This is a genomic window from Chryseolinea sp. H1M3-3 (assembly GCF_029360725.1).
Lineage (GTDB): Bacteria > Bacteroidota > Bacteroidia > Cytophagales > Cyclobacteriaceae > Chryseolinea.
Window position 1 is genome coordinate 28,140 of the sequence record NZ_JARKMY010000009.1, and the last position, 14,901, is coordinate 43,040.

General features: G+C 40.6%; 13 protein-coding genes. 7 read left to right on the forward strand and 6 right to left on the reverse strand.

Annotated features, from left to right (window positions below):
* Positions 1-317 precede the first annotated feature (317 nt).
* Positions 318-905 (forward strand): outer membrane beta-barrel protein, encoded by a 588-nt coding sequence (locus tag P2W71_RS14920; RefSeq protein ID WP_276372069.1) that lies wholly within the window; start codon positions 318-320, stop codon positions 903-905.
* Between the two features lie 97 nt (positions 906-1,002).
* On the forward strand, positions 1,003-1,596 hold the full coding sequence (locus tag P2W71_RS14925) for a porin family protein (RefSeq protein WP_276372070.1): 594 nt from the start codon (positions 1,003-1,005) through the stop codon (positions 1,594-1,596).
* Positions 1,597-1,642: 46 nt separating this feature from the next.
* Here the strand turns inward: P2W71_RS14925 and tyrS are convergent, their stop codons facing one another.
* The 5 genes from tyrS to P2W71_RS14950 form a co-directional block, all read right to left on the reverse strand.
* Positions 1,643-2,929 carry a tyrosine--tRNA ligase gene (gene tyrS, locus P2W71_RS14930; RefSeq protein WP_276372071.1) on the reverse strand — a complete coding sequence of 429 codons (1,287 nt, stop codon included), beginning with the start codon at positions 2,927-2,929 and terminating at the stop codon, positions 1,643-1,645.
* Positions 2,930-2,971: 42 nt separating this feature from the next.
* Positions 2,972-3,607, reverse strand: a complete 636-nt coding sequence (locus tag P2W71_RS14935; protein ID WP_276372072.1) for a carbonic anhydrase — start codon at positions 3,605-3,607, stop codon at positions 2,972-2,974.
* Positions 3,604-5,160: a SulP family inorganic anion transporter gene (locus P2W71_RS14940; protein WP_276372073.1), complete on the reverse strand. Its 1,557-nt coding sequence runs from the start codon at positions 5,158-5,160 to the stop codon at positions 3,604-3,606. Before P2W71_RS14940 ends, P2W71_RS14935 begins: the two co-directional genes overlap by 4 nt.
* Complete coding sequence (gene can, locus P2W71_RS14945) at positions 5,161-5,832, reverse strand: carbonate dehydratase (protein ID WP_276372074.1); 672 nt, start codon at positions 5,830-5,832, stop codon at positions 5,161-5,163. It lies immediately after the preceding gene.
* Positions 5,833-6,000: 168 nt separating this feature from the next.
* Positions 6,001-6,288 (reverse strand): hypothetical protein, encoded by a 288-nt coding sequence (locus P2W71_RS14950; protein WP_276372075.1) that lies wholly within the window; start codon positions 6,286-6,288, stop codon positions 6,001-6,003.
* A 385-nt stretch (positions 6,289-6,673) separates the two neighbouring features.
* Here P2W71_RS14950 and P2W71_RS14955 point away from each other — a divergent pair, with 385 nt between their 5' ends.
* A complete protein-coding gene (locus tag P2W71_RS14955) occupies positions 6,674-7,144 on the forward strand; it encodes a nucleoside triphosphate pyrophosphohydrolase family protein (protein WP_276372076.1) in 471 nt (156 codons plus the stop codon).
* Positions 7,145-7,436: 292 nt separating this feature from the next.
* Here the strand turns inward: P2W71_RS14955 and P2W71_RS14960 are convergent, their stop codons facing one another.
* Entirely contained in the window at positions 7,437-7,685 is a 249-nt protein-coding gene (locus P2W71_RS14960; protein ID WP_276372077.1) for a hypothetical protein, read from the reverse strand.
* 355 nt (positions 7,686-8,040) lie between these two features.
* On the opposite strand from P2W71_RS14960, the gene P2W71_RS14965 reads away from it, so the two are divergent.
* From P2W71_RS14965 to P2W71_RS14980, 4 genes are all read left to right on the forward strand, one after another.
* Positions 8,041-8,937: a hypothetical protein gene (locus tag P2W71_RS14965; protein ID WP_276372078.1), complete on the forward strand. Its 897-nt coding sequence runs from the start codon at positions 8,041-8,043 to the stop codon at positions 8,935-8,937.
* A 138-nt stretch (positions 8,938-9,075) separates the two neighbouring features.
* Positions 9,076-11,112: a carboxy terminal-processing peptidase gene (locus P2W71_RS14970; RefSeq protein ID WP_276372079.1), complete on the forward strand. Its 2,037-nt coding sequence runs from the start codon at positions 9,076-9,078 to the stop codon at positions 11,110-11,112.
* A gap of 123 nt (positions 11,113-11,235) precedes the next feature.
* Entirely contained in the window at positions 11,236-14,325 is a 3,090-nt protein-coding gene (locus tag P2W71_RS14975) for an ATP-binding cassette domain-containing protein (RefSeq protein WP_276372080.1), read from the forward strand.
* Between the two features lie 38 nt (positions 14,326-14,363).
* A complete protein-coding gene (locus tag P2W71_RS14980) occupies positions 14,364-14,816 on the forward strand; it encodes a hypothetical protein (RefSeq protein WP_276372081.1) in 453 nt (150 codons plus the stop codon).
* The last annotated feature ends 85 nt before the right edge of the window (positions 14,817-14,901 follow it).

Sequence of the window (14,901 nt, forward strand, 5' to 3'; positions counted from 1 at the left end):
TAGGGGTCCTTTTTTTATTTTGCTGTAGGCGCGACCTTACCTAGCGCAATTAAAATGAAAGGAGCAAGACCCAATTAAACAGTACCTAAACCGTTGCGCGCTATTAACATTGCTCATGTCAGTGGTGTGAAAATAACTTACAAAGTTTATAATGACCATAATTCTTCACACCAGGCTGAGGATTTTAATACACAACCACCATTGACGGTTAGTCGTAATTAAATGATTTTTAACCGTCATAGTGCTGCTTTGTAGATTCGATCAATTTACAAGAGCTGTTTTACTAGCTTTGTATTTTAAAACTATAACCAAAGCGCATGAAAAAATTTCCAATCTTAGCCATCACATTGTTTGCAACAGTCGGGGCGTTCGCCCAATTCAATCAAGGTAGAATGTTGGTTGGAGGAAGTGCAGAATTTAGTACAAACACCAATAAAGACAAAAACGGATCTACCACTGTCACTCAAGGTACCCAAACAAGGTTTACCGTTTCACCGGATTTTGGATATTTCATCATTGATAACCTAGCCATTGGAGCTGAGCTTGGTTTGACCCTTAGCAAATGGAATTCTAAAAATAATAACAGCGCGGATTACACGGGAACAGCCGTTACCTTCAGTCCATTTGTCCGGTACTATTTGCCCATGGGCATTTTCTTTCAAGGAAAATTTGGCTTAGGGACGTCAAAAACTTCATACGATGACTCTTTTGCAGATTACAAATACAATACTTCAAATTTCGCACTATCAGCTGGATATGTGATCTTCCTGACAGATAATGTTGCCTTGGAACCCGAGGTTGGATATGGTACCACCAAGTCAAAAGCGGACGACTCGAACACAAAAGATATCAACTCCGGAATATTCATGCGCATAGGATTCCAAATTTATCTCGGGAACAAATAACCTATCGTACAATAAAACGTTTAGACCTCTGTTATAGCAGAGGTCTTTTTTTTTAAGGCATCATCTTTGATTAAGGTATTCAAAAAACTATTCATCTATGAAAAAGATTATTATCACGTTATTATTTGCAGGAGCCTCCCTTTATTCCTTTGGGCAAACTCAGTTTGCTATTGGTATAAAAGGAGGGCCTAATTTTGCTAACATCAACACTGATGCGAGTGCTGGGGAAAATTACAATGCCAGGACTGGTTTTCACTTAGGTGCGTTCGCATTAATAAAAGGGGAGAGGGTCGGTTTTCAACCGGAAGTGTTATTCTCACAACAGGGATCCAAACTAAAATACAGCGGTAATCCTGATATTAAAACCAATTTTAGTTATATGAATATTCCGCTCATTCTAAAACTCTATACAATAGCGGGTATCAATTTGCAGGTAGGTCCTCAGATAGGTTTTTTGACATCGGCTAAACAAGAACTGCCGACAGGTACTCAAGATATTAAGGATGACCTGAAGAAAACCGATATAAGTTTAGCCCTTGGGGTGGGATGGGATTTGCCGTTCGGGTTAACCATCGATGGCCGGTATAATTGGGGGCTGTCCGACATTAATAGCGGTGCAGCACCTGGTAGTGTTAAGAACCAAGTGTGGCAATTTTCAGTAGGCTATAAGTTGTTCAGATCAGGTAATTGATTTTAAGCGAAAGAAAGAGACCACCTTCGGGTGGTTTTTTTTTTATCTAATCGACCTTGATCAAATAGTAATTCTTTTTCCCTTTTTGCGCCAGCAGGTATTTATTCTGCAATAATGAAAACGACCCCTTACTATTTGCGTCTTCAACTTTTATTTTATTAATACTTACACCTCCCGCCTGGATCATTTTTCGCGCCTCACCTTTTGAGCTGAACACCAGCCCATTCGTTGTTACGGACAATAAATCGGTTACGTTAGCATAACTTTCAAACGCAGCACTGCTGATCGTCGTTTGTGGAACACCTTCGAACACCGACAAGAGGGTTTCTTCATTAAGGCTTTGCAATTCCTCCGTAGTAGAATTGCCAAATAAAATGTTTGATGCTTTGACTGCCAGGGTGTATTCCGCCTCGGTATGAACACGGGTGGTGATATCTTTGGCCAAAACCTGTTGAAGCTTCCGCAAGTGTGGAGCAGACGCATGATCCTTTAACAAGCTTTCAATTTCTTCCCGCGATAATTGAGTAAATACCTTGATAAAGTTTGCAGCATCCTCATCGGAGGTGTTCAGCCAATACTGGTAAAATTTGTACGGTGATGTCTTCTTCGGGTCCAGCCAGATGTTACCGGATTCTGTCTTTCCGAACTTGGTGCCATCCGCTTTTGTAATCAGATTAGTTGTTAATGCAAAGGCTTCTCCGTTACATTTTCTTCTGATGAGTTCAGTGCCCGTTACAATGTTTCCCCATTGATCCGAGCCCCCCATTTGAATCTTACAATTCTTGTTTGTGTAGAGCCAATAAAAATCAAAACCCTGAACCAACTGGTAAGTAAATTCTGTAAATGATAAGCCGGACTCCAGTCGCTTTTGAACGGAATCCTTTGCCATCATATAATTCACAGTAATATGCTTACCAACTTCACGAATAAAATCCAGGAATGTAAAATTCTTGAACCAATCGTAATTGTTCACCATCTCCGCTGCGTTTGTACCACTAAAATCCAGGAACTTCTCCAGCTGTTGCTTCACACAAGCGACGTTGTGTTGCAAGACATCTTCTGATAGCAAATTTCTTTCAGCGGATTTTCCAGAAGGATCGCCGACCATACCCGTCGCGCCTCCTACCAGGGCATAAGGTTTGTGACCCGCACGCTGAAAGTTTAAAAGGGTCATGATTTGAGCTAAATGCCCGATATGAAGAGAATCAGCAGTCGGATCAAACCCGATATATCCTGAAACCTGCTCCTTTATTAAAAGATCTTCGGTGCCGGGCATGAGATCATGCAACATGCCACGCCACCGAAGTTCTTCCACAAAATTTTTAGCCGCCATTTTTGAAATTTGGCACAAATATAAAAAAGCAACGGTGTGGATCTAAATGTTTTGAGTCAATGTTGCAACCTGTTCCACGCGGTGATTCTCTTCCATTGTAAAAATTTCTTTCAAGCCACCGCTGATTAAATCGAAATACCAACCCAGCAAAATAGGATGATCACTTTTCTCCCAGGACTTTTGAATGACTTCGAACTGGCTCAGTTTAAGGATCTGTGCTTTGATATTCAGCTCAGATAAAAGCTGTTTTTTTTGATCCAGGTCGAGGCCGCGGAATTTTTCAAAGTTTACCTCATAAATTTCACGCAGTTCCTCAAGCCATTTTTTGAGATGGGGAGTCTGGTGATTTTCAGATAGCACTTCGTTGATCCCCGTGCAGTGGCTGTAACCACAAACGATGATGTGTTTTACATCATAAACCTGAACCGCCATTTCGAGGGTTGCCATTAAACTGGCATCATCCTCTCTTACCTGCGTTCCAATATTTCTGTATACTAATAAGTCGCCAGGACCCGAGCTGATTAATTCACGCACGGGCACCAAGTTATCGAGGGAGCCAATCCAAAATATTTCCGGATTACTTACTGCGGCTAAACGGTGAAAATAATTTTCATCCAGGCTGAGCTTTTCCAATGCCCAGGCCTTACTTTCCAAAAACATTTTTTCTTTTGCTGTCATGCTTTAAATATTGAATTGTTAGCGGCGACGGACTGCTTTAGTTCTACTGATATATCCCTGTTGGATGCAGACTCACGGAAATCATTGATGGTCTCCAAAATATCCTGATCAATAAATACTGACCTCGAGCCATCAATAATGACCTTGCTGCCAGCAGGAATATCTTTGAACGTTTGGCGCAACAACGCCTTATTTAGAAACGAAACATCCTTTGTCAGACGGATCAGGTAATTATTTTTTTCATTTACACTGAATAATGCCTTATGGAAATTAGATTTTAAGACAAAGAATAATCCCACGAGAATACCAATGGTGATTCCAATTAGAAGATCCGTTACAAGAATTGCCAATATCGTTACGACAAAAGGTATAAACTGATCTTTGCCTTTGGAATACATGCTCTGGAAAAGCGATGGTTTGGCAAGCTTATAACCTACCATAATGAGAATGGCAGCCAGCGACGCTAATGGAATTTGGTTAAGTGCATTTGGAATAAGAAAGGCCGTAAGCAGAAGCAGGATGCCGTGTATGATGGTTGAAGCCTTTGTTCGTGCTCCAGCCGCCACGTTGGCTGAACTTCTTACAATTACCGCAGTCACCGGCAAACCTCCAATCAATCCACTAACCATATTAGCCATTCCTTGCGCTTTTAATTCCTGGTTCAATGGACTTGACCGCTTAAAAGGATCAAGCTTGTCCACCGCATCAATGCTCAAAAGACTTTCCAGGCTAGCCACGATTGCAATGGTAAAAGCTACTGTCCATATCGTTCCGTTCATGACATTAGAGAAGTCCGGAAATGTAAACTGACTGATAAATGAAGAAACGCTGTCTGAAACCGGCAATAACACAAGATGCTCCTTACCAAGAGCGATGTCTGAAAAGGCACTTGTGAATAACAGATTTACCAGAACGCCCAGTGCAACGACAATGAGAGGTCCCGGTATGATCGTTGAAAACTTTTTGTCTCTGATGAACGGCTTTTCCCAGAGGATGAGAATAAACATCGAAAGTAGGAAAATGATAACAGCTCCTAGGCTTACGTAATTGATGGCATTCAAAAGTTCAGTAAACGTATTTTCACCATCAGCCTGTACAAAACTTTCATCTCCAACAAAATCTTTATCATAGCCTAGGGCATGCGGAATCTGCTTTAGGATCAAAATAATTCCAATCGCCGAAAGCATACCCTTGATAACGGCGGAAGGAAAATAATTTCCAATTGTACCGGCCTTCAAAAAGCCTAAGATGAATTGAATAAGTCCTCCCAAAAAAACGGCGACGAGAAACGCTTCAAAGGAGCCAAGCTTTGTAATTGAAGCAAGAACGATCGTGGTGAGTCCCGCGGCCGGGCCACTTACACTCAAGGCGGAGCCACTCAAAGAACCTACAACAATTCCTCCCACAACACCTGCGATGATACCAGAAAATAATGGTGCTCCTGAAGCCAGTGCCACTCCTAAACAGAGTGGCAAGGCTACCAGAAATACGACTATACTGGATGGCAGGTCGTGCTTAAAATTCTTTAACGGATTAAATTGATCAGCACTCATTTAAACCTCCTCTGCTTCAACTGGTGTAACCGGGACATACTTGTTTTCCACGCGGAAGATGGGCTCCAATTTTGCCGAACTGTCGAAACTCACACCAAGATCTTTTATTAAACCAGTCTTGAGACTGTATACCCAGCCATGAACCTTCGGTTCATTTCTTTCTTGCCAGGCGTTTTGAATAATTGTAGTTTTGGTCAAATCCAGCACTTGCTCAATGACATTTAGCTCAACGAATCTGTCAAACCGTTTTTCCTCATCCTTGATCGAATTCAGTTCGTCACTGTGTGTGCGGTAGACATCTTTGATAAAGCGAAGCCAATTATCCACCAGACCGTATTGTTCATTTTGCATAGCGGCTTTTACGCCTCCGCATCCATAATGACCACAAACGATCACATGTTTTACTTTTAAAATATTGACAGCATAATCCAATACACTAAGCAAATTCATATCAGAATGCACAACCATGTTGGCAATATTTCGGTGAACAAATATGTCACCGGGCTGGGTGTTTGTAATTTCATTGGCGGGTACTCGGCTATCGGAACAGCCTATCCAAAGAAATTGAGGGCTTTGTCCTCTAGACAATTTGTCAAAAAATTCGGGATCTTGCTGGAGTCTCTTTTTAACCCACTCTTTATTACCTTCAAGTAATGAATTATATAATTTCATTTTAGTTAGTTTAACCTGTTATAGATTTTGCTTACTTCTGATTTTGATCAATCAAAATTTTAACATTCACTTGGCAGCGGACCCAATCAAGTTTGATTACCTGTTGAAATGAGCCGAAATAGAATGTTAAGCGACGAAAACGCTTTCGTCAAAATGGTTGGAAACTAACTAGACTTCGGGAGGGGGGCTGTATATTTCGTAACTTCCAAAGAGCGGTATACCTTGATTAAATACCGATCTCTTCTTACTTATCTGTACATTGAAACTGTGAATGGTGTGCGCTGCATAGCTGAAGATCAAATCAATTTCTTTAGCAGAATGATCCTCATCTGCGCCACCGAAAACATCTTTTTCTTCCTCGGCAGCACTGCTGGAAATAAGCTTCGCGATGTTTGCTACCATATCCTTATCCTGATTAAGTTTCAGCGCAGAAACTTCAAACAAGAAAAAACTCATATTAAGAAAAATCAGGCCCGTAAAAACGGTCGCGATATTCTTGAATAAGGAGTTTCTAAAAATCAACATGCTGCAAAAATACCTTTTTTTATTCGTTACAACTATTCCGTTATTCAAACGGTCTTTCCACCGGATAAAAACCCGGTTAATCCGTTTGATTTAAAAGATGCGCCTGACAAACAATAATATTTAACCATACATTCTCAGATTAGTTTATTTTTGAAACCGATTCTCAGATCATGTATGAATTGATATTGCTTTCAATGAAACGACTAAAAGAAATGAAAGTTTCAATCGTGTGTCGCATAGAATCTTTCCCTTTGAATACACAAATCAATTATTAAGTAACAACCTTATCTGCACCACCCAACAGTTGAACATCTTTATGAAACAGCCTGAATCATTAGAGCTCGTAGCCGAGTTTCACAAGACTTTTAAACATCCCATTCTTTCGACCCCCACGATTCCTGATGAAAATCGGTGTAAGCTGCGTGTGGCGTTAATTGCTGAAGAATTAAAAGAATTAGAAGTTGCGATCCTTGAAAAAGACATTGTAGCAGTAGCCGACGCGTTATGCGATATTCAATATGTGCTTTCCGGCGCCATTCTGGAATTTGGATTGGGTGAAAAGTTCAAAACACTATTTGAGGAAGTACAACGGTCCAATATGAGCAAGGCATGCAAATCAGAAGAGGAAGCGATAGCTACAGTGGAACACTATAAGAAAAAGGATGGTACAGAATGCTATTATCACAAAGAAGGAGACTTATGGCTCATCTATCGAAAGGTGGATAATAAGACGCTGAAGTCGATTAATTATAGTCCCGCAAGTCTGGACAAAATTATTCTTGGCTAGACCGTTCGCGGAAAGAAGTTATATGTACTTGGAATGCATACTGTTTAGGGCTATCATAAAAGTTAAACATAAAACTCGAACTGGAATACCGTGTCCTGGCCGCGCATCTGTAACGGGTTAATAGCAAGTATATGCGAATCATTGTATGCCTTAATGAATTCTGTTCGGCTTATCCGCAATTTGCTTTGCCCGGGTTTAATGCGATGGTATTGCATCCTTCCGGATGAATTCGCAGTAGCACTATACAGGTAGCTGAACTGTAACCCAATAGGCGAGGGAATGTACCTCATATTTACTTATATGAATTACTAAAGTCCTTACTTATAATTGAGTTTTGCATGGAGTTATACTGTGCCAGCAGGGCATATGCTGAGTTGGGTACATACTCAAATCGTTTTTCCAGTTCTTCGATTTTGATGCACAATTCGCGCACGTAAAAGCGTATTTGCTCTAAATCCTTACAATCTGCTGGCTTTTCAAAATTACGGGAGGTAAACCTTTTTAGCTCATGATCGGCTTCTTTTCGATTCAGTGTTGCCATATATTGTGCATTAATACACAATTATAGCAAATTGAAAGCCTCTGTTGAAACTTTTTGTGTGAAATATTGCACGGAAGTTTTATAGGTATGCTCACCTGTTTATTTACTTTTTAGCTTTACTACGGTTTCGTAACCCTCTGAATAAAAGAGAATTGATAAGGTTATTAGAAAGTTTTTAATGAAAACACCGAAGGTAAATTCTATTATATTTTTCTCTTTTGAATGGACAAAAATTGAATCAGCTTCATTTTTTTTATAATACCGAAAGCACCTTACGTCCATAAATCTGCACCTTCGGATATGCATAAACCAACTAATTCGTTTTAATTATTATATTTAAAATTCTCAACTGCTTATGGAAAACGTACCCTCAAGTCCTTTCTTAAATCTTTGGCATTTAGCGATGATCACCGGCGCAATTGTGATGACCGCTGCTGCAATCATCATTTATGTCATGCACAACATCCGGGTGTCGACGATAAAGGACTACAAGGGCAAATTCAATTATATCAGTGAGCATGAGATTAAGAACTACAAGCGCGTATTTGTATGCCTTGGACTTGCCAGCATGCTGCTCATCAACATGTATGGCATGGGAAAGCTTCATAGCATTGGTGTTTGGTTTTTTGTGAGGCTATTTATTTCCGTTGCCGGGGGCACGCTGGTAGCATACGTGGCATTTTTAATATTGGAATATTATTATCCAACAGTGTTGAACCGAAAGCTCAACAAATGGAGATACATGCCAAGAATTGGGAGCTCAGGAACGCCGCTTAGGTTGTTAAGCGAAGAGGAAGAAGATGTTCATCTGGCCGAAGGGATGCGCGCGGAAGAGAATGTCTTTTCAATTGACTACGATGTTTGGATAGACGAAAAGACAGGGGAAGTCAAGATTGAAAAATATCCTGGACATCTGCAGGCCTTAAAGTGCAACAGCTGTGGTTTTTACACCATGAAAGTGGTCCGGGAGGAAATCACCCGCCAGCCGGGAAAGGATGTCACAGGCGAACTCATCAAGCACTATCAATGTTACTATTGCAAATCAGTCAGGGCCACTGCGTTTAATATTTCAACACGGGAAGCCGATGATTATAGAAGCATGGCAAAACACAATTTTAAGAAAAACCGGGACATTGACTTAGTGAGAGTTGAAATTCATAGTTCTACCGGTGGTAAAAAGTTTTTTGAGTTCCAGACCATTGGCCAAGCACAGAAATTTTTAGATGGATACGATACTGAAAAAGTGTCCTGAATAAAACCGCTAAATAACCGCATATAGAATTTTTTGACAGATCTCTGCTACTATCCGTAATCTATTTGAATGAATTTGCGTTTGTAGGGGAGGGCATGACATTTGCCATGTGTATATGAAAAGTTAAATCCAATGACAATGAAAAAACTATTTTTTGCAGGGTTCAGTGTGGTCGCTTTGTTGGCCTGCCAACTTTCTTTTGGAGCAGTCGCAGATACCACCACATTGCGATCAAAACCTGTTTACGGAAAGGAAGCAAAAGTAATAACCTATATCCTGGATAATAATCACTACCGAAAAATCAAATTGGATGATTCACTGTCATCGGTTATCCTCGACGAATACATTAAAAGCCTGGATAATAATAAGACGTATTTTACAACGGCCGACCTACAGCAGTTTGAAAAGTATCGTACAAAGATGGACGACCTTATTCGCGCTGAAAATGTTGAAGTTGCCTATCTGATTTACAATGCATTCAGAAAGCGCTTCGACGAAAGAATGAATTATATCATGACGCAACTCGTCAACCAGCAATTTGATTATTCGGTCGAAGAATATTATGAAACTGACAGGGACAAAGAACCCTGGTGTAAATCGGAGGCTGAGTTGAATGAAGTTTGGAGGAAGGCGATCAAGAGCCAGGCACTCAGTTTAAAATTAGCTGGAAAGTCACAGCCTGACATTGAGAAGACATTGAAAGAACGCTACGAGCGATTTGCCAAATCCATCAAGCAATTTAATAGCGAAGATGTTTTCAGCATGTACATGAATTCGGTAACCGAATCTTACGATCCGCACACGAATTACTTGTCGCCAAAAGCAGCTGACTTATTTAAGCAACAAATGAGTTTGTCGTTGGAAGGCATTGGCGCCAGGCTGCAAACGGAAAATGACTATACCAAAGTTGCTGAAATAATTACCGGTGGGCCTGCTGAAAAGAGCGACCTCATTCATGTGAGCGATAGGATTATTGGCGTAGGACAAGGCGCCAGCGGCGAAGTCGTCGACGTAATCGGCTGGAGAATAGATGAAGTTGTTAAATTAATTAAAGGTCCCAAAGGCACCACGGTAAGGCTACAAATCCTGCCAGCTGAAACCGGTATTAACGGACCTTCAAAAATGATCACGATCGTTCGGGATAAAATCAAACTGGAGGATCAACAAGCAAAGAAAAGTGTAATTCACTATCAAAAGGATGGTAAAGATCAGAAATTGGGCGTCATTACCTTACCGACTTTTTACATGGATTTTGAAGCCTATCAAAAGGGTGATCCCAACTATACGAGTACCACGCGCGATGTTCAAAAACTAGTGAAGGAACTTCAGGCTGAAAATGTAGCAGGAATTGTGTTGGATCTTAGAAACAACGGTGGCGGTTCTTTAACAGAAGCAATTGACTTAACAGGACTATTTATAAAAGATGGGCCCGTCGTTCAGGTGAAAAACTCCGCGAATAAAATTGAAACGTTAACCGACGACAATCCTTCTTTGATATATAATGGTCCGCTGGTGGTGTTAACAAATCGTTTCAGCGCTTCAGCTTCTGAAATTTTCGCCGGTGCCATCCAGGATTACCACCGCGGTGTAATCGTAGGTGAATCCAGTTACGGCAAGGGAACTGTTCAAACGGTCATCAATTTGAACCGATTTATCAATGACCCTAATAACCAGGTTGGTGAACTCAAAATAACATTCCAGAAATTTTACAGAGTAACTGGAAGCAGCACTCAGCACAAAGGCGTTACGCCAGATATTAAATTACCTACACCGCTAAGCCCCGAACAGTTTGGAGAAAGCTCTAGTCCAAGTGCGCTGCCATGGGATGAAATCAGAGGCACGTTATATCAAAAGACCCCGATGATCAATGACAAGGTCATAACGAATCTCACAAAATCTTATGAGGATCGATTGAAGTCTGATGCATCGCTGCAACGTTTTGTGAGTGAAACTCAAGAAACCAGTAAAAGTTATAAAGAGACCAGAGTCTCATTGAATGAAGTGGCCCGTAAGAAAGAAATGGAGGAAGCTGAGAAGAAAAAGGCAGCGAACAAATTAAATACAAAAATCGTGGGTAAAGAAGGTACACCAACAGACCTGATGGAGATGGATGATGAATACCTCCGGGAAGGACTGTTTGTGCTAAGCGATTTGATTACGACTAAGTTGGGCTGATAAACGTTTGACATCATAAAAAAGGCAGGAGGATTACCTGCCTTTTTTATTTTTAGGTTTGCTGGAATCGCTCATTAATTCATATTTTAAACTTTATTTTTGAGCGAGCCATAAAGAAACCTCATGAGTGAAGAATTACTCAAAGCGATTTTACAACTTTTTGCTATTGTTGCTCGTGAACATGTTACGGAAGCCGAACGCAGTAACATTAAAGAATTCCTGAGTCTCCATCTGAATAGAGATTCCATCAATTACTATCTAAAACTGTTTGATGAATTTGCCTCCTCCACACAAATCGATAAGCGACAGGATTTGACCAACGTGGATGCTGACACACAGCAGTTCGTTGACGACTGGGCGAAGATCATGCAAATTGTGAAGCAGGTTAACCAGGCGTTGACCATGCAACAGAAGGTAGTGTTGATTGTGAAGACTATTGAGCTTGTATATGCCGATGAGCATATTTCCGAACGACAGGCAAATCTCGTTTTTTATATCGGGCAGTCGCTGAAAATTCCTTTGGCAGATGTTCAGGCATTACAATCTTTTGTAATCGGAAAAGACATTGATGATCTTGCTTCAAAGAATGTTTTAATCATCGATGAAGGATCAGGAGAATATCCGGGACCTCGGATTATTGAAAAGGATCTCACGGGTCTTATTGCTATCATCCGCCTGCAAGACTCAGAGATTTACTTTATCAAATACCTCGGCATCACAACACTTTATCTTAACAGCATTATCCTTAAAAGCCGGAAAATTGATGTGTTTCCGACCGGTAGCACTATACGGGGTGATAAGGTAGGGCCTATTTATTACAGCGATATTATTGGCAAGTTTCTTACCGATGAAAGCCAGACGAAGATAACATTTACCGCCGACCACATTTTCTATCATTTTAAAACAGGGAGAGCGGGCCTCCAAAATATAAACATCGCGGAAAAAGGAGGCAAGCTAATCGGTTTGATGGGAGCCAGCGGGTCGGGAAAGTCTACGTTGCTGAATGTACTTAACGGAACAGAAAAACCATCGAGTGGAAGGGTATTTGTAAACGGAATTGATATTCACGAGAGGCCCAACGATGTGCAGGGCATTATCGGCTACGTTCCTCAGGATGATTTGCTGATTGAAGAATTAACCGTTTTTGAAAACCTGTATTATGCTGCAAAACTTTGTTTTGGACACTATTCGGAAAATGAGATCATAGAACTCGTCCTGAAAGTATTGTCAAGCCTTGGACTTACTGAAATACGAAATTTGAAAGTAGGGTCTCCGCTGGAAAAAACTATCAGCGGCGGCCAGCGGAAAAGATTGAATATCGGATTGGAACTACTCCGTGAACCAACCATCCTTTTTGTTGATGAACCAACGTCAGGCCTATCCTCGAGGGACTCTGAAAACATCATGGACTTGTTAAAGGAATTGAGTTTGCGTGGAAAAATGGTGTTTGTTGTTATCCACCAACCCTCTTCCGACATATTTAAAATGTTTGACACATTGATCATTATGGATGTCGGTGGTTTCCAAATTTATTATGGAAACCCGATTGAATCTGTTATCTATTTTAGGGATATCATCAACGCCGCCAATAAGACCCAAGGCGCTTGCCCCGAATGTGGTAACATCAATCCGGAACAAATTTTTAGCATCATCGAGACCCGCGTTGTTAATGAATATGGCAGGTTAACGCAAACACGAAAAGTTTCGCCAGGTCAGTGGTATCAATATTTCAAACAGAAAATTAAGCCACCAAAGATCGAGCATGTCAGGGAAACCTTGCCTGTTGTGCAGGAAATTCCCAATTGGCTGAAGCAACTTCGGATATTCATCACCAGAGACGTTCTTGCCAAGCTTGCGAACAAACAATACCTGTACATCAACCTATTTGAAGGTCCGGTACTTGCTTTTTTCATAGCCTTTATGGTGAAGTATTACAATACGACGGAAGGCACCGGAGCCTATAGTTTCTACCACAATAAGAATATACCCGTCTATTTTTTTATGAGTGTGGTGGTGGCCCTATTCTTTGGACTTACCATGAGTGCTGAAGAAATTTTTAAAGATCGTAAAATCCTTAAGCGTGAAAAATTTCTGCATCTAAGCCGGAGCAGTTATCTTGTTTCGAAGGTTGCTGTCATGTTTTTTATATCTGCTATCCAGACCTTTTTATTCATATTAGTGGGTAACAGCATTCTGGAAATTCCGCTGCAGGAAGCGCGTTATTGGGTAATTCTTTTTACTTGTTCATGTTTTGCCAATATGCTGGGATTAAATATATCTGCATCTTTTAATTCTGCAGTCACCATTTATATTCTTATTCCGTTGTTGATCATTCCTCAATTGTTACTAAGTGGTGTTGTTATCAGTTTTGATAAATTCAATCCGCGTGTAACCGAGCCCATTGGGGTACCGTTGGCGGGCGAGATAATGGCATCCCGTTGGGCTTTTGAAGCGTTTATGGTGACGCAATTCCGTGACAATAAATTTGAAAAGAAATTTTATGATCTGGATAAAACAATAGGAGACGCCGAATATAAACGCATATACTACATACCGGCATTGGAATCCAAATTGGCTTATTGTCTACATAACCGGTCCCAGTGGAGAAATTCACGCAATACCCAGATGACAGCAGCGCTATCGTTGTTAAAAAGCGAAATTGGTAACGAATTGAAATTTATTGGAACAGAACATTTTAAATATCTCGATAATTTAACCATTGGAAAATTTGATTCTACAGCCTATGAAGGCACGGCAGCTTTTCTTTCTACACTTAGAAAATATTATGGCATTAAACTGCAAAAAGCAACCGAAGAAAAAGATCGGCGTGTTGCTGATTTAACATCGACCCCTACAAAGAATCTATTGTACGAGGCAGACAGAATGAATTATACGAATGATGCAGTTACGGATGCGGTCATGAATGTTTCTGCCACACAAAGAATTCTTGAATACAACGGTGCATTAATTCAAAAGATTTATCCCATCTTTCAAGACGATCATAAGCCTAAACATGTTTTAGATTTTTCAGCAAATCTTTACCAGCCAACAAAACATTTTGGTGGCGTTTACTGGAACACGTTATATTTTAACATTGTTGTTATCTGGTCGATGACGGTTGTTCTTTTTATCACACTCTACTTTGATGTGTTAAAACAAATTGTCACCAAGCTTGAAGGGAACCGGAGATACAAAAGGAAACCAAAAGAATAATTTCATTAACCTGAATATTGTAACTAACTATTTTGATCATGACCAAAAATCTTTTCATTCCAGTACTGTCGCTGTCGTTAATAATGGCATTTGGTTGCTCGACCAAGAATAAAGAATCTGGCAACGATCATCAAGATCATGAGGCAATGGGTGAAGATTGGAAAGAAATGGATGACTTTCACATGGTGATGGCTGAAGCCTTTCATCCCTATAAAGATTCGTCGAATTTGGAGCCAGCAAAACAAAACGCTGCCGAGTTGATGGAAGCCGCTGACAAGTGGGCACAAGCTCCTATACCAGAAAAATTCGAGGAAGATGATGAAGTGAAATTTAAAATAAATCAATTAAAAGTTGATGCTGCAACGTTCGTTGACGTCGTAAAGGCGGGCGATGATAAAGCAATAGGGGAATCACTTACCAAGCTGCACGATCTTTTTCATGAGCTTCAGGAGTCGTGGTACGGCTCGCACGGCGAGATGAATCATCATTGACGATCTGGAGCACGAACAGAACTCTTGCGCGCGAATTTTTTTTATCCCCATTTTCATGGAGGCTTTTAGCAGATCAAGCCTAAAG

Coding starts and splice junctions, on each gene's coding strand:
- P2W71_RS14920 (WP_276372069.1), top strand. CDS start 318: ATGAAAAAATTTCCAATCTTAGCCATCACATTGTTTGCAACAGTCGGG.
- P2W71_RS14925 (WP_276372070.1), top strand. CDS start 1,003: ATGAAAAAGATTATTATCACGTTATTATTTGCAGGAGCCTCCCTTTAT.
- tyrS (WP_276372071.1), bottom strand. CDS start 2,929: ATGGCGGCTAAAAATTTTGTGGAAGAACTTCGGTGGCGTGGCATGTTG.
- P2W71_RS14935 (WP_276372072.1), bottom strand. CDS start 3,607: ATGACAGCAAAAGAAAAAATGTTTTTGGAAAGTAAGGCCTGGGCATTG.
- P2W71_RS14940 (WP_276372073.1), bottom strand. CDS start 5,160: ATGAGTGCTGATCAATTTAATCCGTTAAAGAATTTTAAGCACGACCTG.
- can (WP_276372074.1), bottom strand. CDS start 5,832: ATGAAATTATATAATTCATTACTTGAAGGTAATAAAGAGTGGGTTAAA.
- P2W71_RS14950 (WP_276372075.1), bottom strand. CDS start 6,288: ATGAGTTTTTTCTTGTTTGAAGTTTCTGCGCTGAAACTTAATCAGGAT.
- P2W71_RS14955 (WP_276372076.1), top strand. CDS start 6,674: ATGAAACAGCCTGAATCATTAGAGCTCGTAGCCGAGTTTCACAAGACT.
- P2W71_RS14960 (WP_276372077.1), bottom strand. CDS start 7,685: ATGGCAACACTGAATCGAAAAGAAGCCGATCATGAGCTAAAAAGGTTT.
- P2W71_RS14965 (WP_276372078.1), top strand. CDS start 8,041: ATGGAAAACGTACCCTCAAGTCCTTTCTTAAATCTTTGGCATTTAGCG.
- P2W71_RS14970 (WP_276372079.1), top strand. CDS start 9,076: ATGAAAAAACTATTTTTTGCAGGGTTCAGTGTGGTCGCTTTGTTGGCC.
- P2W71_RS14975 (WP_276372080.1), top strand. CDS start 11,236: ATGAGTGAAGAATTACTCAAAGCGATTTTACAACTTTTTGCTATTGTT.
- P2W71_RS14980 (WP_276372081.1), top strand. CDS start 14,364: ATGACCAAAAATCTTTTCATTCCAGTACTGTCGCTGTCGTTAATAATG.